A 19502-nucleotide genomic window follows, 5' to 3' on the forward strand; every position below is an offset into this window, starting at 1 on the left:
CTCAGACCAATTTTGTTATGTTATTCTTCTAACTGCTGCTTTACCAATTGCCCCCCAAATTATCTAATGGCGCTAATGTGACTTGATGGCAACTTTATTATCTTGGGGTTGAAATCTGATGCGTTTTGCGGTGTAGTTCCGGTTATAATAATCATTCAATAGTCAGTTCTAACTATTTGATTTACTATTTTTAAGAACATTAAATCTTCCGTCTGCGTATAATTTCTTTAGGATAATCAATGTCATTAGCTGTTTATGAGTTTCCATTAAACGAAAAAGTCAGGACCTATTTGCGTCTTGAACAGTTGTTTATACAACTCAAACAAAGCGCACAAGCCCAAGAAGATTGGCAGTTTATGAGTTTTTTTGAGGCCCTATTCACTTTACTTGATCTTTTAGAACGACTGGATATTCGTAGTGACATTCTAAAAGACATCGAAGTTCACGAAAAAAACTTAGTATTTTGGTCGCAACATCCAAAGATTGATTCAGAAGCATTGCAAGCTGCGTTACAAAAAATACTTCGCCTTCGAGACCAACTCAAACACTCGAAAAAAGTCGGAGCGAGTTTAAAAGAAGACAAATTTTTAAGCTCGATAAGACAACGTTTTTCCATTCCAGGTGGTACCTGCAGCTTCGATTTACCCAATTTACACTATTGGATCAAACAACCGTTGGATTTAATTCGTAGCGATATTAATAATTGGTTATCGGAATTCGATTTGATCAACGAAGCTATCGATATTACTTTAGCCTTTTTGCGAGAAAGAGGCCGATTTACCACTATTACCGCAGAAAATGGTTTTTACCAAGGCATCGCTGATGACAAAAGTGAATTAATACGCATTCAGAGTCTGACCGATGAGGGCTACTACCCAATGTTGAGTGGTAACAAATACCGCTATGCAATCCGATTTATGTTATTTACAGCCAATGAAAATGGCAGTACTCAAGTCAATGAATCAGTTCAGTTTAATATTGCCAGTTGTTAGGAGTTTAACGTTACGATGGAAGTATCCTGCCCCACTTGTGCAAAAAAAGTAGAATGGAATGAAAAAAGTCTGTTCCGACCATTTTGTTGTAAGCGTTGCCAACTGATTGATTTGGGCGAGTGGTCGAATGAAGAAAAAGTTATTGCGACTGAAAAACCAAGTAGTAATGATGCAAATACCTCACTTCCTGATATTGAAGACATAGAGGCGATGTTGGCTCAGCAGAATCAAGACTTTTTTAAAGAATAGGCTCTAATGCTTCTACCATCAGTTGCAAGCTAACTCGTCCTCTAAACTCATTGATATCCAACTTGTAAGCAATGTGAATTTGCTTGCAACTAGGGTTGGGCCAAAGCTGCGGATCAATATTAAACGCAATTGCATCCACTAATACGCCCGATTCTGCCTTCAACATTAGTTTGAGGTGTTTACCGCCCAATAATTTTTGATCTACTGGCGTAAAAATGCCATCAAAAATAGGCTCAGGAAAGCCCTGTCCCCATGGACCTGAATCTTTAAGTTGTTGCGCAAATTCAAGTGAGAATTCTTGATGAGAGAGCTCACCATCACTTAATATCTGCCCACTTAAATCACGATCTTTTAAAAGTTCGTGGCTAACTTGCTCAAAAACACGCTTAAATCCAGCAAACTTGTCAGCATGAATGGTTAAGCCTGCGGCCATAGCATGACCACCAAATTTGACTATCACATCGGGATAGCGACTGTTGATCTCTTCTAATAAATCGCGAATATGCAGACCAGCGATTGATCTTGCTGACCCTTTGAGAGTGTCATCGTCTTGATGGGCGAAGGCGATAGTTGGACGATTGTATTTTTCTTTGATTTTACCTGCAACAATACCAATAACCCCCTGATGGAAGTCAGCTTGATAAACAATAATCCCATTTTTAGTTTGATCGCCATCAATCGCTAACGTTTCTAAACTGGCTAACGCTTGGTCTTGCATAGACTGCTGAATTTCTCTGCGCTCTCGATTTAATGAGTCGAGCTCCACGGCCATTTGGCGAGCTTTGCTATGGTCTGCAGCTAACAGACATTCTATTCCCAAAGACATATCATCTAGCCTACCCGCTGCATTGAGTCGTGGACCGAGTACAAATCCCAAATCACTGGACACCATTCTTTCGGGGCTTTTACCAGCAACTTCCACTAAAGCTTTGATACCGGGTCGACATTTACCACTACGAATTCGTTGCAGTCCTTGATAAACCAACACACGATTATTACTGTCTAACGGCACCACATCAGCAACTGTTCCCAAAGCGACAATATCTAAAAACTCAGCTAGATTGGGTTCCGGAATGGCTTTTTTGTCAAACCACTGGGTTTGTTTAAGGTGATTTCTCAGGGCTAACATCAAATAAAATGCCACCCCTACTCCCGCCAAGTTTTTCGATAAAAACTCACAACCAGGTTGATTAGGATTCACGATCGCGTCAGCTTGAGGTAAACGGTCTGCAGCTAAATGGTGGTCGGTGACCAGCACTTTTATCCCCAGTTCTTTGGCCTTATCTACACCATCAAAACAGGCTATGCCATTATCGACAGTGATAATCAGTTGCGCACCTTGTTGATGAGCCACTTGTACTATTTCTGGACTTAGACCGTAACCAAAATCAAATCGATTAGGTACTAGGTAAGAATGTCCACTGGCACCCATTTTAGCCAAGCACAACATTGTCAACGCGGTACTGGTGGCTCCATCGGCATCGAAATCTCCAACGATGATAATTTTTAGCTGTTTTTCAAGCGCTTCACTCAGCACCTGAACCGCAGCATCCATTCCTGAAAGGTGTTGATAATGTAATAACGCTTTAGCACGTTTATCTAACTGACTCGCATCTTCTATTCCGCGACTAGCAAAAATTTGTCGAATAATAGGCTGGGAAATATGTGATAAGTGGGAGTCAGATACGGTTTCGCGACGGACAATTTTGGCAGACATATGATATCGTTTTTTGAGGTGAGCAGAGTAACACTGGAAAATAAAAGGCTCAAAACAGTTTATGTTTCGAGCCCAAATTTCTTCAACTTATATTTGCGATAATTTCTCTAGTAACGCATCAGCAGGCATGTAGCCACCAACCAATGAACCATCGGGTAAGATGATATTTGGGGTACCATTGACGCCGATACGAGTTCCAAATGCATATTCATCAGCAACTTTGTTACTACAAGTGCTGCCATCAACATCAGCCCCTGTTTTTGCCGCGGTTAGTGCACCTTGTTTATCATCAGCACACCATACTGCAACCATATCGTAATAAGTTTGGGTATTAAGACCACCTCGAGGAAATGCTAAATAACGAACGGTAATCCCTTTGTCATTGTAATCGTCAATTTCACGATGCAGTTTACGGCAATAACCGCAAGTAATATCAGTGAAGACGTTAATCACATACTTTTCATCTTTTGCCTTGAATTCAATGACGTCTTCATCAGAAAAATCAGAAATACCTTCTATACGCAATTCAGCTAATTTTACATCAGTTTCGTTACGCATTCCGGCATCGACATTGAAAATTCGACCACTTACTAGGTATTTACCGTTTTCACTGGCATAAAATAGACCTTGATTGGTCGACACCTGAGCTAAGTTAGGCACTGGCGAATCACCAATAGCCAACACTTTAAGGCCCAAAACACTTTCTAATTTCTGTTTAGTCTTGGCGTAGTCTGGACTACCCACATCTGCTTTTAGTTTTGACCCTACTTTGGGAGTAGTGTCAGCCTGATCTTTGACCATCACTTTTGCAGTATCAAGGTTAGCAGAAGCGCTTTCTTTGTCTGTCATCATTGCATAAGCTGATACGGCAGCAACACACAAGGTCACCAAAATTACGGGTGGTTTTATCCAGTTTTTCATTTACCTTCCTATTAATTAACAATTATTAACGGTGTTACTAATTGTTAGACCTGCGAAATGAGTAATAAATTGCATCTAATCAGTTAATTTTACCTTTCAATATTGTTCGTTAGTTTATAACGAATGCGACGCCAATCCAATCAAACCTAAACCTACATAGGCATATATTTTCAGGTTTTCTAATAAAATCATGTTTCTGGAAAGCAAACATTACAAATTAACGAATTAGCCTCTAGGATGGTGCTCTTCCACCAGCATTTGCAATCTTTGTGTGGCCACATGTGTATAGATTTGGGTTGTCGATAAATCGCTGTGACCTAACAGCATTTGCACTACTCGTAAGTCAGCCCCATGATTGAGCAAGTGGGTAGCAAACGCATGGCGTAACGTATGCGGAGACAAATGGGTTTGAATACCAGCAACAAGGGCATAGTGTTTTATCCTGTGCCAAAAAGTTTGCCTTGTCATCATCACACCACGGTTACTTGGGAAGACAATATCCGATTCGGTTTTTAACAAGTTTCCACGCGCTAATTTTATAAATCTCAATAACCATTCAATCGCTTCTTCGCCAAGGGGCACTAATCGTTCTTTGTTACCTTTCCCCCTGACTCTTATTACCCCTTGCTGCAAGCCCATTTGTTCCATACGCAATGATACTAATTCGGATACACGCAGACCTGTGGCATACAAAACCTCCAACATGGCCTTATCTCTAAACTCAATTGGATTATCTATATTGGGCGCATTGAGTAAATCATCTACCTGCTCTTCACTCAGGGTTTTAGGCAGTGATTGCGGTAACTTAGGATTGCGCATTTGTGCAATAGGGTCATCGTCTCGTAATTTCGATTGCAACAGATAAATATTGAACATCCGCAAACTACTTAGAAAACGCGCGATACTGCGCTCAGACATGCCTAAATCGTATTGGTGGGCTAAGTATTGGTCTAAATCAGATTTGCTAAAGTGGCTAAGTTTAAAATCAGCTAAGTGTTTTTCAGCAAAAATAACGAACTTCAATAAGTCGGAACGATAGGCATTTAAGGTATGCTCACTGAGCCCTTTTTCTATCCAAATAGAATCAATAAAGGTCTCGACTAATGCTAAATGATCATCTTGTACTGCCAATTTACTGCTCCTTAAGCATCATTTAACGCAAATTCTTCAGCATCAATTTAGCTTCTTTTGAGCCTTGTTCTACCGCTTTTTTGAGCCATATTTTGGCCTTTTTAGGATCAGATTTAGTCCCAAGACCTTGTATATAAGCTTTGGCGGTTGCCACCATCCCTTCTACCGATCCCCATTTAGCACTTTGTTCATAATAAACCGTGGACAAAACGAGATCTTTTTTAAGACCTTTTTCGGTCTCATGCAATTGCGCTAATCCGAAAGCGGCATCGGGATTTTGCATCGCATAGGCAATAATGTAATAGGATTCTGATTTTTGTGGATCTGCAGCAACCACCTCGCCACTGGCGTATATATAACCGAGTTCAACAAGGGCATTTTGATTATTTTTTGCAGCGCTTTGTTCAAATAATTTTAGGCCTTTATCAATATTTTGTTCTCGGCCTTCGCCATAAAAATAACAATATCCAACATCATACAAAACATGCTCAACACCAAACTCAACCGCTTTTTCATAATAATCACAGGCTTGTTTGTAATCGGACTCCCCTAACTCCCCAAAATAGTAAATATCCGCTAAGTTCTCCGCGGCATAACCATTTCGTTGACTGACGGACTTTTGATACCACTCGACGGCGGCCTTAAGGTCTTTCTCTACACCATTTCCGTATCGCAACGACGTGGCGTAATTGTTCTGTCCGGTAGAATTGCCTCCGTTGGCTGAAAATTGGTAAAAACTCGCCGCTTTTTCATAATCCACCGCCACACTTTCGCCATGCTCATACATATAACCTAAATTTGCAGCGGCTCGAAAACTTCCGTGATTGACAGCTTGTACATAATACTCAATCGATTGAGATATGCTTTTTTCAACAAGCTCACCTTCACGATAAATAATACCCAATTCAAACATCGCGTCTTTGTCACCTAAACTCGCCGCTTGTTTAAAGCGATTAATTCCTTGCGCTATATCCTGGTAATGATCAATCTCAATAAATGCCAAACCATAGGCACAACTGGCCACTTCGTTAGCATTACTTTCAGGATCATCAATGACTTGCTTATAAAATTGGGTAGCTAAATCATAATTGCGGATTTCCACCTCATCGGCATACAGATCACCTAAGCGGCAACCGGCCAAGTGAAACCCCGCGTCCATCGATTTTTGAAAGTATTCAATTGCTTGTGACAAGTCTCTGCTAACCCCTCGTGCAAAGCGATATGCAAGAGCCACATTATAGAGTGCGTTGGGATCACCTTGCTCTGCTGCTTGTTGATACCAATAAAAAGCTTTATCTCGATCTTTAGCCAAACCAAAGTGAGAAAACGTATATAAAATCCCATAATCTAATTGTGCACTGGCATAACCTTGCTCGGCCAGTTGCGCGATAATGGCTAATCCAGCGTCGCTATCTTGCTGATTATTCCAACCACCTTTCAATAAAATATGTGCATAATCTAATTTTGCTCGAGGATATCTTTCACCTAAACGCTGAAGCAAATACGTTAGCTTTTGATTAACTAATGGGGTTATCAAACCAAAGGTGGTGTTATAACGATTGATAGCATTTCGCCAATAGCTAAAATACTCATCATTCAAATTATCTAATAATAAATCGAATAATGGACCGTTATTAGGTTGATTTAAAAAGCCGTCTAACCAAGCATTAGTTGCCTCTTGGGCCCCTAAATTTTTGACATTATATCGATATAGCTGTGCCGCTTCGCTCACCTCAAAAGGGTCTTGGGTTGACAACATATACTGTCCAAAGACCGCGCTAGCATCAACAAATCCATTTTCAGAATAGGTGAGTAAGTCATCAATTCTAAATTCGAGTTCATCGGTGTTTTGGGTATGTAAGTAAGCGTAAGCTAACGCAACAGAGGCTACCGCGCCTAGATTGTCGGAACTTTCCAATGACTGAATAACCAACTCTGGGTGATCATTTCTAAGCCAATTGCCAAATTGCCAAAGAAAAGCCGCTACGCTTCCAGTCTGAAAACGGCTTTCCATTTGAATTTTAGCGAGCTGTTTGCTTTTTCCATTTTGCGGGATCAGAAGATTACGTTGGCGCGCGAAAAACTCAGTATTTTCTACGTAGTACACTGAGTATTTAGAATTTAGCCTATCCATTGTATGTACTTTGTATACGACTTGATTCGCTAGACGAACCATTTCCATATCGAATACGCTGATACCAACCCAATTAAAAATAATTTGAGCTTCGTAAAGGTCCCTAATTTTAATTGCTTGTTGCGGCGTTTCGCCGTTTCCGGATTGCAGTAAAAGACCTGAAATGAGGTCGATTTTGTGTTTAATTTGCTGGCTTTTCTCGTCATTTGAAGCCATATCTGCACAATGAAGCGCAACCCGATAAGCCATTAAACTGGTATTATTTAACGCCAAAGTATCGTCGATGATTTGCTGATGTGCTTGACTGCAAAAATCGGCTTCAGGCCAAGAATTCAAGCTCTCTAACAGGGTTGTGTAGGGTGTGACAACCGAATCAACATCAGCGATGAAAAACTGGTTTATTTGCTGCAACCAATATTTTGTATCCGCATCCATATTAGAAGTATCAAAATCCAAAACAATGGGCGGTTGAATATCTTGAGACTGTTCCTTTGTCGTAGTTGCACATCCTGTCAACCCTCCACCAATTAACAAGATGGAAGATAAAATACTCAACAAATATACCCTATTTTGTTTCATATCATTTGAACCCTTTGACTTGTTTAACCAAATCATATGCTGATTGAATATCTTGGGCCTTATTTTTTGCGATCTCAATAGCTTGTTTCGGTAAACCTTTGGAAACTAATTTATCCGGATGGTATTCGGTCATAAGTTTACGATAAGCCTTTTTGATAGTCTTGCCATCATCACTTTCTTTCACCCCTAAAATCTTATACGCATCTTGAAGCGATTGCTGTTGTGAATAGTGAGGTTGTTGCGAGTGTGAGCGCCCGCGGTTGCCGTTGCCGCGTCCTTGACCGCTACGAAAGCGAATTTCCGCTTCGTACATGGAAAGTAAATACAGAAATTCATGCTCTTTGAATCCCAAATGACGAGCGGCCTTTTCCAACAAATGCTGCTCTTTTTTATCTAATTTTCCATCAACAAAAGCGGCTTGGATAAGAATTTCTAGAAACACCTGCAATACATCGCGTCTGCCATGGCAAGAAGCTTTAAATTCGCGCAACACTTCATCCACAGGGAAATCATTTGCTTTACCTTCACGAAAAGCTTGCTGCGCTTCTTTACGAGTATCGCCCTGCAGATTCATTTGGTCCATCAAAGCGGTTGCCATGCGTATTTCCGAATCAGTTACCTGACCGTCTGCTTTGGCTATGTGCCCCATCAGGGAAAACAAAGCGTGAAAAAATATGGCTTGGGACTTCAGCTCATCTTGACTGGTAAAAAAGCGGCTGAACCCTCCCATTTGATTAAAATCGCGACTGTACCCCTTATCAAAAAAGTGACCTATTATAAATCCAATCACAGCTCCAATTGGGCCACGGAACATAAACCCAAACACAGTTCCTAATACTTTTCCCCAAATCGGCATTGTTAACCTTCCATCTTATTAATTTGTTCTAAACGTTGCGGAGTACCTATATCAAACCAAATGCCTGTATGGTGCTGACCAGTAAGTTGACCTTTTTCTGCTAAATCAAAAAGTAGTGGTGCCAATGGTGATTTTCGCCCATCAAGATTAGCGAACAAACCGACATCATAAACAGCTATTCCACTGAAGGTGAATTGATTTTGTGGCTGACGCACGACTTTGTGGTCAATTACATTAAAGTCGCCCTTTAGATTATGTGGGGGGTTATTAACTAAAACCAAATGCCCTTTGCTGCCATCTAACTCATTAGGTAGGCAACTAAACTCAAAATCTGAATAAATATCAGCATTTATAACGGTAAAGTAACGTTGCTGTTGTAAACACGACTTCAGCAGTGGCAAGGCATTGATAATTCCACCAGCGGTTTCTAGTGCGCTGGTTTCTGCTGAATAATGAATCTGCAGGTTGTAACGCTCACCATTACCCAAAAATGCGACTATTTGCTCTCCAAGCCAAGCATGATTTATCACCACATGTTGAAAACCAGCTAAGGCCAACTTTTCCAAATGCAATTCAATTAATGCTTTACCTTTTACAGTTAACAGTGGTTTAGGTGTGGTATCCGTGAGGGGGCGCATTCGCTCTCCCCGCCCGGCAGCCAAAATCATTGCTACTTTCACTTAGTCAACTCCAATAATTTGGGTTTAATGGTGTTTTCTATTAATCCAACCAAGTCTGCTAATGCTGGATAATTTGCCCCCACTTCAAGAATATAATCTAAGGTTCGTGGAATGTGTGACAGATAGCCATCTTTGCCATCACGATGAAAAAGCCGACAGAATATCCCGCTAGCCTTGAGGTGTCGCTGAATTCCAGTGAGATCAAACCAATAGGTAAAATCTTGCCATTGATATTGAGAATAAAATTGTTGGTGAAAGTGGCGCAGTAACAATTCAACCTGATCTGGTGGCCATTTTTGATAACAATCTCTCAATAACGAAACTGCATCATAAGTAATTGGGCCGATTACCGCATCTTGAAAATCAATGACACCAATATCGCCGTTGGCTAATAACATCAAGTTTCTACTATGAAAATCTCTGTGTACGCCTGCTTGTGGTTGAGATTTGAATGCTTGATGCAAAAATTCATAGGATTTATCGACGCTATCCATTTGGCTTTTTGTTAGCTTGATGTTTAAATGCACCTCAATTAGCCAATGGGTAAAGATGTATTTTTCTTTCCGCAACAATTCGTCGTCATAAAATGGTAAAGATTGTCCATTTGCAACGACACAAGACTGAATTGCAGGAATTTGATTAAGGGCATTGGTGTATAACACCTGCATGGTATCCGGATTTAATGCTTGACTGAATTGCTTATCACCAAAATCTTGTAAGCAATAAAAACCAAGTTCAGGATTATGCGCTAACACTTTTGGTACTATGACATGATGTTGAAAATAGGCATTGGCAAGATTAACAAATTTTGAACTGTCTTCGTATTCTGGCGGTGCATCTACGGCAATGATTGAGGTATGACTCAATTCATCCCAAAAGCGAAAATAGCGACGAAAACTTGCATCGCCAAAAATCATTTCTATTTTCTGACATCTAAACTCTGTGGAAGAATTTATCCATTGTAACAATGCCTTCTTGGTTTGCACTATTTGTGTCACGTTTTACCTCATATTTGTGGTATAAATATAGCCAATGCGAAAGCATAATAGATCAAAGGAAATCCATTGTGGTGTATTTTTTGGGAAGTTTATTGGTAAATCATGTTCAAGCACTTAAAATTTACACTTTTAATGTCGATTATCGACCTCTACATGGCAATTTAACTTAGACCCTGTATGCAAATTAACCAGATCACTTCTTTACTCCTGACCTGCGCTGTCGGGAGTGTTGCAGCTCAAGTTCAGCCAACCTCCTCCTGTGCAATTAGTACCGAGGATTTTGTTGCTGACCAAACTATTTCAGCCGATCAGATAAGAGTTAAGGCCAATCGTGCCCAAATCAACCAAAATCGCTACGCCACTTTCGAAGGCGATATCACCATTGATAATGAAAAAGCTCGAATTCTGGCCGACAACGCAACAATAGACAAAGACAAAACGGAATTGAAAGCCTCGGGGGATGTTAGCTACAACGATGATTTGATGGTAGTGCAAAGTCGCGACGTTAGATTGAATACCACCTCCGGTCAGTTATCAATGAATGATACTAAATACCACCTCCGCCAATTTGGTGGCAGAGGTTCTGCGGGTGTCATAGATATCGATCAGCAAGTGGGATTAGAATTAACTGACGTGAGTTATACCACCTGCCCTGAGGGTTCTGAGGACTGGAAAATAAATGCCAGCAGCATCAAAATTGAAGAGGATGCACTTTGGGGAGAAGCGGTAAACACAGTTTTTTACTTGAAAGATATTCCTGTTTTTTATTTACCCTATTTCGTTTTTCCAGTCTCAGATCAGCGTCAAACCGGATTGTTGTTTCCCGAAATCACTACTTCGAGCACCACAGGTTTAGATTATGAGCAACCGTTTTATTGGAATATTGCGGAAAATTACGATGCGACTTTGACTCCTCGCTTGATGACAGACTTAGGGTTGATGTTAAAAACTGAATTCAGGTACCTAACTGATAATAGCAACGGACAAATAAATATTGAATATTTGGACGATGACAAAAGCACAAGTGACAGTGACGCTAGATATTTTTATCGATTACTGAACTCCACCAGCATTGGCGATAATTGGAACCTAAATATTGATTACAACGCGTTGAGCGATGATAACTATATCGTCGACTTTGGTTCAGATTTTTACAATCGCGCAGATACTCACTTGTATCAAACAATGGCGTTAAACTACTACAGTGATAACTTAGATTTTTCCCTTAGTTTCAGAGATTTTGAAATAATAGGCGACCATCCGACAAATTATCGTGCAATGCCTGAATTGAAGTTAAACTATCAAACAGATATGTTTGCCGGCTTGGAATTTCGCATTGCTTCAGAATTAGCCTATTTTGAGAACCAACAATCTGACTTACCGCAAGCAACACGATTGCATTTTGCGCCCAGCCTGGCCTTACCGTTACGTGCTCATTGGGGCGAATTTTTAGCAGAAGCTACCTTGTTTAACACCTATTATCGCCAAGATAATATCGAAGGAACCGAGCTTGCAGAGCGCACTAACCGCTCATTAGCCCAAGGGCGTTTATTTGGTGCGTTACATTTCGAAAAAGATATTGAGTGGTTTGACAATGAATTGCGGCAAACATTAGAACCAAAAATTCAGTACTTGTATACTAGTTACGAAGACCAAAACCAAATAGGATTGTATGACACAACTCGCTTACTGAATGACTTTAATGGTTTGTTCCGTGGACAAGAATTTACAGGTCTCGACAGAATTAGTGACAACAATCAGGTAACGGTAGGTTTAACCACTAGAATTTTAGATGAAAATAGTCGGGAACAATTTGCCCTTAGTTTAGGTCAAATTTTCTATCTCAAAGATAACCGTGTTGTCGCGGCCAGCAAAGATGAAGATAAATCTGCGTTGGCATCTGAGTTGGATTGGCAAATTGGCAGTAAATGGTTTGCACATTCAGAAATACAGATTGCGACTAAAACTGATAAGGTAGAGCGCAGCAGTATTTCATTGGAATATCAATTAAGCGAAGATAAAATATTTCAATTGAATCACAGGTTTGTGCGTAATTTATCGGGCGAAAAAATTGATCAAATGGGGCTCACTGCGAGCTGGCCATTAGCAAAAAATTGGCATTGGGTCGGTAGATGGTATAAAGATTTAAACACTCAACGTACCATCGAAACATACACTGGTATTCAGTACGAGTCTTGTTGTTGGGCAATTAGCATTGTTGGACAAAGGTACTTAAGTAACCGATATGATGACAGTGGATTAGAAGATACACAGGAATTTGAGACCAGTGTTAATTTGAAATTTAGCTTTAAATTCACCGGTGGTGAAGCACGAACGAGTCGCCGAGATATGCTCGAAGATGGTCTTTTTGGTTATCGCCAATCTTACCTGATAAATTAATAACAGATATAATGTCCAAATTGAGGGCATTTTCACAACGTTTTGAGTAAAAGTAATAAACATGAAATTATTAGTCGTCGCTATAGCTTTAACCACACTTCTTACCTTTCAAAGTGTGGCACAACAGGTTTCGTTAGATAAAGTAGCCGTTATTGTCGATCAAGGTGTCATTTTAGAAAGTGAAATAGATGCATTGGTAGAACAAGTGAAACGCAATGCAGAAACCAATAATCAAACTTTACCGTCAGACCGTGCTCTGCGCACGCAAGCTATTGAAAAATTAGTCACTGATAACTTACAAACTCAAATGGCTGAAAAAATGGGGATACAAATCAGTGATCCTCAACTTGATCAAACCATTGCCGGCATTGCGTCAAATAACAATTTGTCGATGGAGCAGTTTAGAGCAGCTATTGCCAAAGATGGTATTCCTTTTGAAGTCTATCGTGAAGACATCCGCAAAGAGCTGATTACCCAAGAAGTTAGACGTGCAAATGTACGCAGAAGAGTTTATATCACACCACAAGAAATCGAAAACCTAGTCAAGTTAATTGATGAACAAGGCGCAGAACAGGCAGAATACAACTTAGGGCACATTTTGATTGGATTTCCTCCTCAGCCTACAGACGAAGACATTGCAAAAGCGAAATCAACCGCAGATAAAGTACTGGAGTTACTCAACAGTGGCTCTGACTTCACACGGATTGCGATAGCCTCTTCTTCTGGTTCAAAAGCACTAGAAGGCGGTGACTTAGGTTGGATGAACATCAACTCTATGCCAACACTTTTCGCTGAAGCGGTTCAAGATAAAGGCAAAGATGAAATCGTTGGGCCGATTCGAAGTGGTGCAGGGTTCCATATCTTAAAAGTAAAAGATTTACGTGGAATCGAAGTTGTCAAAGTACAAGAGGTCAACGCTAGACATATTCTAATCAAACCTTCAGTAATCTTAAGTGACGAAAAAGCGAAACAAAAATTAGAAGAGTATCGTAAACAAATCATCGCCGGTGATGCTACATTTGAAGAGCTTGCTAAAGAACATTCAGCAGATCCTGGCTCAGCGATTAAAGGTGGTGAACTAGGATGGAACGATCCAAATATATACGTTCCAGCATTTAGAGATGCTTTAGCTAATTTAGAAGCAGATGAAATTGGTCAACCTTTCCGCTCTTCACACGGCTGGCACTTAGTACAAATGATTGGTAAACGTGTTGACGATGCGACCGATAAACGTAAAGAAGACAAAGCTTATCAGCTTATCTTTAATCGTAAATTTTCTGAAGAAACGGATGCTTGGTTAAGGGAAATGCGCGACGCTGCTTACATAGAAGTGTTAGACCCTTCAAATGAATTAGGAAGTTAAATTGCCTTTCAAGATTGCGATCACGCCAGGTGAACCTGCCGGAGTAGGGCCAGATCTGATTATTCAGCTGGCTCAAAATAAATGGGATGCCCAATTAGTTGTTTTTGCTGACCGTACGATGTTAACCGAACGTGCGGCTATGCTTAACCTACCTTTGACTTTGCTCAACTACAAAAGCGATGTAGTCCAAGTGCAAGCACCTGGTCAACTGTACATCATCGATATCCCGACCAAATCTAAAGTCGTGGCGGGGCAATTGGACGCCAAAAATGGTTTATACGTTGTAGAAACATTGCGCCAAGCTTGTGCTAAAAATATGAACCAAGAGTTTGACGCGGTAGTAACAGGTCCAGTAAACAAAGGCATCATCAATGAGGCCGGTATTTCATTTAGTGGACATACAGAGTATTTTGCTAGTCAATCAAACACCCAAGACGTAGTTATGATGCTATCTACTGAGGGGCTGAGAGTAGTATTGGCTACCACTCATATCCCATTAGCCTATGTAGCAAAAGCAATCACTCGAGAAAGACTGCATAAAGTATTACACATTGTGCACACTGATATGAAGCTCAAGTTTGGGATACCCACTCCACATATTTTTGTTTGTGGATTGAATCCCCACGCTGGTGAAGATGGGCATCTAGGACGCGAAGAAATAGATATTATTATTCCAGCGTTAGATGAATTACGCGAACAAGGACTTAAAATCACCGGCCCATTGCCAGCAGATACAATGTTTCAAGAAAAGTACATGCAGCAAGCAGACGTTATCTTAACCATGTTTCATGACCAAGGCTTACCCGTATTGAAATACAAAGGGTTTGGCAAATCAGTTAACACCACCTTGGGTCTCCCCTTCATTCGCACATCTGTTGACCATGGCACTGCTTTAGATTTAGCTGGAACAGGTGAAGCAAACTCTGGAAGTTTTGAGTGTGCGATTAATGACGCGTTAAAATTGGCAGTAAAACGTATATGAGTAAACAACACTTAGGCCACACCGCCCGTAAGCGCTTTGGGCAAAACTTTCTACATGATGCTTACATTATTGATCAGATTGTTTCGGCAATTCATCCCCAAGAGGGAGAGAACTTAGTTGAAATAGGTCCTGGATTGGCGGCACTTACTGAACCTGTGTGTGAGCACATCAGCAAACTCAATGTAGTCGAACTAGACCGAGATTTGGCAAACCGACTCAGATCACATCCATTTATTTCGAAAAAATTGAATGTGATCGAGGCTGATGCACTTAAATTTGATTTCTCCGAATTATGTGATGAGCAAAATCCACTGCGTGTTTTTGGGAACTTGCCCTATAACATATCAACTCCTCTAATGTTTCATCTCTTCTCTTTTGCCAACAAAATCAAAGATATGCACTTTATGTTGCAAAAAGAAGTAGTGAATAGATTAGCGGCTAAGGCCGGTGAAAAAAACTATGGCAGATTGTCTGTTATGGCGCAATATCACTGCCAAGTTATTCCCGTTTTACATGTACCGCCTAGCGCTTTCAATCCTCCTCCGAAGGTCGATTCGGCTGTGGTACGACTGTTACCTCATACCCAAAAACCGGTTGAGGTCATCGAACAGAAAATGCTAAACCAAGTGTGCGCTCAAGCATTTAACCAGCGCAGAAAAACCATCCGTAATAGTTTAAAAAAATTAATTGAAGAAAAACAGCTTGAAGGCCTAGGTATCAATCCTGAGTTAAGAGCAGAAAACCTAAGTCTTGCAGACTTCGCAACCGTGGCCAACTTCCTTTCTCAACAAGAGTCTTAAAAAATAATGGATGCTAATGATATTTGCATTGATGTGCACACTCAATATCTTGAAGATAGATTTCCTGAAACCGAGGAAAAATATGCGTTTGCGTACAAAATAACGATCACTAATAACAGTAAAGATGAAGTTACCCTACTAAATCGCTACTGGTTAATTACTGATGGAAATGGGGATATATCGGAAGTTTCAGGCAAAGGTGTTGTCGGAGAACAACCGGTAATAAAACCAGGCGAACATTATCAATACACCAGCGGTGCTATTTTAGACACGCCAGTGGGCACTATGCAGGGGCACTACGAATTTAAAGATGCACAGAATGAATTGGTTAAAGTACCTATAGACGTATTTAGATTAGCTGATTCAAACGTTCTTAATTAATAGTCAAACAGGCTCTTCGCAAAACTTATGTCTAATTACGTAGTTGGTGATATTCAAGGTTGTTACTCTGGTCTTCGGCAACTGCTTGATAAAGTAAAGTTTGACCCTGCCAATGACAAACTTTGGGCGGTAGGCGATCTTGTTGCTAGAGGACCCGACTCTCTTGACACCTTAATGTTTCTCAACTCTCTTGGTGAAGCATTCGATACGGTTTTAGGCAATCACGACTTACATTTCCTTGCGATTTTAGGACAATTAAAAGTAGCTAAGCGGAGTGACTTTTTAGGTCCCCTACTACGCTCTGACAAAGCACAGGAACTCGCTAACTGGTTAAGAACAAAACCATTGGCCTTGCGCATCAATAAAGAGACATTAATAAGTCATGCCGGTTTATATCCTGAGTGGTCTTTTAAAAAAGCCGTAGAGTTAAGTGATGAGGTTTCTGCTGTTCTCGCCGGTCCTGACTACTTACATATGCTAGCATCTATGTATGGCGCTGAACCAAATCGTTGGAATGAGCAATTATTGGGCATGGATAGACTAAGGTTTATCATCAATGCTTTTACTCGTATGCGCTATCTTAAAAAACTTAACACCTTAGAATTTGAAACTAAGTGCGCGCCTAACAAATTCAACACATCATTAAAACCTTGGTTTGCAGTAGATAATCAAAAACTCAAAAAAAGTCAGCGTGTTATTTTTGGACATTGGGCAACGTTAATGGGACAAACCCAATCGAAACAATTTATCGGTTTAGACACAGGCTTCGTATGGGGAAACACCATGACATTATATTGTCTGGAGAGCGAACAAAGAATTAGTGTTCAAAATACAAATCGTTAACTCTGCCGACTCATGCACAAATTTCCTTTCTAAAGAATCATATACAAATGTCGATAATTGAAGACAGCATCAGATTTAGTTAATAACATGGAGTTTGGTTGAGATATCAATATCTTTGCAAAGGCTTTTAAGCCGCCGATGACTGGCGAGAATACCAAACTCAGCAACAAAAAAAGTGTGCAGATTATACTTAATAATCATTTGATGTACGTATCAAATCATTTAGTCATTATGTTTGTGGAAAACCAGTGATAAACTGATTTTACTTGTTAAAAAGTTGTGTAACTAAATTTATGACATTTCTGTCAAAATTTGACACACTTAATGCAGAATTGTTAACAATTTGATCTTCACGAATATTAGAATAAAAAGATCAATAAAACAGAGGAATTACTAAATGAAAATATCAGTCGCAATGAGGGTAATAGGCGGATTTACGCTTATTTCTGTTTTACTACTGGTGATAGGTGTTTCCTCGCTATTTAATTTTAATTCGATTGATTCTGCAACTGATGAAGTAAACACCTTAGCCATCCCCACTTTAAACGCCAGTAATCAACTTAAAATTTCGTTTCTAAATATGGGTAGACTGACGGTTGCTGGTTATTACGAAACCAATTCCGAAGCCTTAAACACACAACTAGAAAATTTGCGTACAAGTGAATCTAATTTCCAAAACGAAGTGACGATGATCAAAGGTAAAGTCAGTAAAGACCCAATTTTTAGTCAAGCATTGCAAAACGTAGAAGGCATTTACCAACAATATACTAGCAATGTCAGTAATATGTTTGAAAGCCGAAAAGCCTATTTAGACGAAGGGGCAAGACTTGGCGATATCGTAGAAAGTGTTGAAGACAATTCAGATGACTCTTCCATGTTATTGCTAGATTTTGCTGATTTAGATAGTGTGCAATCCAACGCTCAATTAAGCGAAGCTGCTGAGATTGGCAGTAAATTAGAAACCTCATTATTATCACTTCTAACGGTGAGTGCAGATTATATCAAAACCGAAAATTTGGTTCGCGCCGACACTATTGGTAATGAAGTAGAGTTAGTCATAGGCCAAATTTCAGACCAGTTAGCAGAAATGCAATCACTAGCAGGAAACCGAGATGACAGCGGCACTATGCAAGAAATCACCAACCTGGTTAATTCTGTTATTAGCTCAGTCACTGCTTCAGACGGTTTACTTAACACCCAAGTCACTCGATTAAACAGTCAGTTAGCGGCATCTGAGGCGTTAGCGTCTTCAGAAGAAAATATTCAACAAGCAATTGCAGAATTAGATGCGCTGCTTAAAGTAGCTGAAGAAAAAACCAACGAGATGAAAGATCAAGTTGCAAATCGTGTGGCCCTGGGTACAACTGTGATTATTGTGCTAATAATCGTTTCTGCCGTTTTAGCAGCATGGATAGGATGGGCCAGCGTAAGAGCCATAACAGTGCCACTTAGAAAGGTCAATGAAGTTCTACATGTCGTCTCTTCAGGTGACTTAACCCGCAAGTTAGACGATAGTTCAGATGACGAATTCGGAGAATTGGCCACCAGCGTCAACAACCTAATCGATAGCCTAAAAACGTTAATCACTGGAATAAGTACACGCGCATCTCAATTGGCCGCAGCATCAGAAGAAACGTCGACAGTGACCGCACAAACCACGCACTCGATTCAGAATCAGAAATCTCAAGTTGCTCAAGTGGCCGCAGCAACCACAGAAATGCACAGCACATCTCAAATGGTTACGCAAAGCGCTGAAGATACCTTGAATCAAATTCGCCATGCCGATGTTGAAGCTGAAAAAGTAAAAGGTATTTCGTTAAACAATAAAATGACCATTGAAAAGCTTGCAGTTGATGTCGACGATGCTGCTAATGTAATTAATAAACTTCATCAAGATAGCGCGAGCATAGGTGGTATCTTAGACGTAATTCGCGGTGTAGCTGACCAAACTAACCTACTAGCATTGAACGCGGCGATAGAGGCAGCTAGAGCCGGAGAGCATGGTAGAGGTTTTGCGGTAGTGGCTGACGAAGTTCGTACGTTAGCGAGTCGTACGCAAAAGTCTACGCAAGAAATTAACGACATGATTGAAGTTCTGCAAGCAGGCGCTGAAAAAGCGGTGATGGTAATGAACCAAGGCAAAGAACAAACAACTGTCTGTGTAGAGGAAACAGAAAAAGCGACCCAAGCTCTTGATCTAATTACCGAAGCTGTGCATAGAGCACATGATGTAAGTAGCCAAATTGAGCAATCTGCTAGAGAACAGAACGTGGTATCTCAAGAAATTAGTGAGAAGCTGGAAAATATTGTTGGGATTGCTGAAGAAACCTCGATTGGCGCACAGCAAACCGCAGACTCAAGTGAAGAAGTTGCCCGTTTAGCTGAAGAATTGCAGGCTTCTATTCAACAATTTAGAGTCTAAAATGGCAAACTAAAATCAGACGATACAAAAATAAAAACGCTGCATAAAATGCAG

16 protein-coding genes are annotated in these 19502 nt (G+C 40.3%); 9 read left to right on the top strand and 7 right to left on the bottom strand.

Annotated features, from left to right (window positions below):
* Positions 1-239: 239 nt before the first annotated feature.
* Together zapD and yacG are read left to right on the top strand one after the other, a co-directional pair.
* On the top strand, positions 240-992 hold the full coding sequence (gene zapD, locus KO530_RS04560; protein WP_216047218.1) for a cell division protein ZapD: 753 nt from the start codon (positions 240-242) through the stop codon (positions 990-992).
* Between the two features lie 15 nt (positions 993-1007).
* Positions 1008-1241 carry a DNA gyrase inhibitor YacG gene (yacG, locus tag KO530_RS04565; protein WP_216047219.1) on the top strand — a complete coding sequence of 78 codons (234 nt, stop codon included), beginning with the start codon at positions 1008-1010 and terminating at the stop codon, positions 1239-1241.
* Here yacG and recJ read toward each other — a convergent pair.
* The 7 genes from recJ to KO530_RS04600 all read right to left on the bottom strand — a co-directional run bounded on the left by recJ (position 1231) and on the right by KO530_RS04600 (position 10257).
* Positions 1231-2958 carry a single-stranded-DNA-specific exonuclease RecJ gene (gene recJ / locus KO530_RS04570; RefSeq protein ID WP_216047220.1) on the bottom strand — a complete coding sequence of 576 codons (1728 nt, stop codon included), beginning with the start codon at positions 2956-2958 and terminating at the stop codon, positions 1231-1233. The two genes, yacG and recJ, sit on opposite strands and share 11 nt — an antisense overlap.
* 87 nt (positions 2959-3045) lie before the next feature.
* Positions 3046-3879, bottom strand: coding sequence for a thioredoxin fold domain-containing protein (locus tag KO530_RS04575; RefSeq protein WP_216047221.1), 834 nt, complete (start codon positions 3877-3879; stop codon positions 3046-3048).
* Positions 3880-4104: 225 nt separating this feature from the next.
* Positions 4105-5010 (bottom strand): site-specific tyrosine recombinase XerD, encoded by a 906-nt coding sequence (gene xerD / locus KO530_RS04580; protein WP_216047222.1) that lies wholly within the window; start codon positions 5008-5010, stop codon positions 4105-4107.
* Between the two features lie 22 nt (positions 5011-5032).
* A complete protein-coding gene (locus KO530_RS04585) occupies positions 5033-7723 on the bottom strand; it encodes an SEL1-like repeat protein (RefSeq protein WP_216047223.1) in 2691 nt (896 codons plus the stop codon).
* Position 7724: 1 nt separating this feature from the next.
* Positions 7725-8579, bottom strand: coding sequence for a co-chaperone DjlA (djlA, locus tag KO530_RS04590; protein WP_216047224.1), 855 nt, complete (start codon positions 8577-8579; stop codon positions 7725-7727).
* Between the two features lie 2 nt (positions 8580-8581).
* On the bottom strand, positions 8582-9247 hold the full coding sequence (gene murU, locus KO530_RS04595) for an N-acetylmuramate alpha-1-phosphate uridylyltransferase MurU (RefSeq protein ID WP_216047258.1): 666 nt from the start codon (positions 9245-9247) through the stop codon (positions 8582-8584).
* Between the two features lie 8 nt (positions 9248-9255).
* Positions 9256-10257: an aminoglycoside phosphotransferase family protein gene (locus tag KO530_RS04600; protein ID WP_216047225.1), complete on the bottom strand. Its 1002-nt coding sequence runs from the start codon at positions 10255-10257 to the stop codon at positions 9256-9258.
* A 177-nt stretch (positions 10258-10434) separates the two neighbouring features.
* On the opposite strand from KO530_RS04600, the gene KO530_RS04605 reads away from it, so the two are divergent.
* The 7 genes from KO530_RS04605 to KO530_RS04635 all read left to right on the top strand — a co-directional run bounded on the left by KO530_RS04605 (position 10435) and on the right by KO530_RS04635 (position 19448).
* A complete protein-coding gene (locus tag KO530_RS04605; protein WP_216047226.1) occupies positions 10435-12657 on the top strand; it encodes an LPS-assembly protein LptD in 2223 nt (740 codons plus the stop codon).
* 61 nt (positions 12658-12718) lie between these two features.
* Complete coding sequence (gene surA, locus KO530_RS04610) at positions 12719-14020, top strand: peptidylprolyl isomerase SurA (RefSeq protein ID WP_216047227.1); 1302 nt, start codon at positions 12719-12721, stop codon at positions 14018-14020.
* A gap of 1 nt (position 14021) precedes the next feature.
* Entirely contained in the window at positions 14022-15002 is a 981-nt protein-coding gene (gene pdxA, locus KO530_RS04615; protein ID WP_216047228.1) for a 4-hydroxythreonine-4-phosphate dehydrogenase PdxA, read from the top strand.
* On the top strand, positions 14999-15802 hold the full coding sequence (gene rsmA / locus KO530_RS04620) for a 16S rRNA (adenine(1518)-N(6)/adenine(1519)-N(6))-dimethyltransferase RsmA (protein ID WP_216047229.1): 804 nt from the start codon (positions 14999-15001) through the stop codon (positions 15800-15802). The genes pdxA and rsmA overlap by 4 nt, the downstream gene beginning before the upstream one ends.
* Positions 15803-15808: 6 nt before the next feature.
* Positions 15809-16183 carry a Co2+/Mg2+ efflux protein ApaG gene (apaG, locus tag KO530_RS04625; protein ID WP_216047230.1) on the top strand — a complete coding sequence of 125 codons (375 nt, stop codon included), beginning with the start codon at positions 15809-15811 and terminating at the stop codon, positions 16181-16183.
* Between the two features lie 27 nt (positions 16184-16210).
* Complete coding sequence (locus KO530_RS04630) at positions 16211-17026, top strand: symmetrical bis(5'-nucleosyl)-tetraphosphatase (RefSeq protein ID WP_216047231.1); 816 nt, start codon at positions 16211-16213, stop codon at positions 17024-17026.
* A 397-nt stretch (positions 17027-17423) separates the two neighbouring features.
* A complete protein-coding gene (locus KO530_RS04635; protein ID WP_216047232.1) occupies positions 17424-19448 on the top strand; it encodes a methyl-accepting chemotaxis protein in 2025 nt (674 codons plus the stop codon).
* The last annotated feature ends 54 nt before the right edge of the window (positions 19449-19502 follow it).

This window comes from Aliiglaciecola lipolytica (assembly GCF_018860635.1).
Lineage (GTDB): Bacteria > Pseudomonadota > Gammaproteobacteria > Enterobacterales > Alteromonadaceae > Aliiglaciecola > Aliiglaciecola lipolytica_A.

Excerpts from the sequence above, each read along its gene's own strand:
- KO530_RS04630 (WP_216047231.1), top strand. The coding sequence starts at position 16,211 with ATGTCTAATTACGTAGTTGGTGATATTCAAGGTTGTTACTCTGGTCTT.
- yacG (WP_216047219.1), top strand. The coding sequence starts at position 1,008 with ATGGAAGTATCCTGCCCCACTTGTGCAAAAAAAGTAGAATGGAATGAA.
- zapD (WP_216047218.1), top strand. The coding sequence starts at position 240 with ATGTCATTAGCTGTTTATGAGTTTCCATTAAACGAAAAAGTCAGGACC.
- KO530_RS04605 (WP_216047226.1), top strand. The coding sequence starts at position 10,435 with ATGCAAATTAACCAGATCACTTCTTTACTCCTGACCTGCGCTGTCGGG.
- apaG (WP_216047230.1), top strand. The coding sequence starts at position 15,809 with ATGGATGCTAATGATATTTGCATTGATGTGCACACTCAATATCTTGAA.
- murU (WP_216047258.1), bottom strand. The coding sequence starts at position 9,247 with ATGATTTTGGCTGCCGGGCGGGGAGAGCGAATGCGCCCCCTCACGGAT.
- djlA (WP_216047224.1), bottom strand. The coding sequence starts at position 8,579 with ATGCCGATTTGGGGAAAAGTATTAGGAACTGTGTTTGGGTTTATGTTC.
- KO530_RS04585 (WP_216047223.1), bottom strand. The coding sequence starts at position 7,723 with ATGAAACAAAATAGGGTATATTTGTTGAGTATTTTATCTTCCATCTTG.
- recJ (WP_216047220.1), bottom strand. The coding sequence starts at position 2,958 with ATGTCTGCCAAAATTGTCCGTCGCGAAACCGTATCTGACTCCCACTTA.
- surA (WP_216047227.1), top strand. The coding sequence starts at position 12,719 with ATGAAATTATTAGTCGTCGCTATAGCTTTAACCACACTTCTTACCTTT.
- KO530_RS04635 (WP_216047232.1), top strand. The coding sequence starts at position 17,424 with ATGAAAATATCAGTCGCAATGAGGGTAATAGGCGGATTTACGCTTATT.
- rsmA (WP_216047229.1), top strand. The coding sequence starts at position 14,999 with ATGAGTAAACAACACTTAGGCCACACCGCCCGTAAGCGCTTTGGGCAA.
- KO530_RS04575 (WP_216047221.1), bottom strand. The coding sequence starts at position 3,879 with ATGAAAAACTGGATAAAACCACCCGTAATTTTGGTGACCTTGTGTGTT.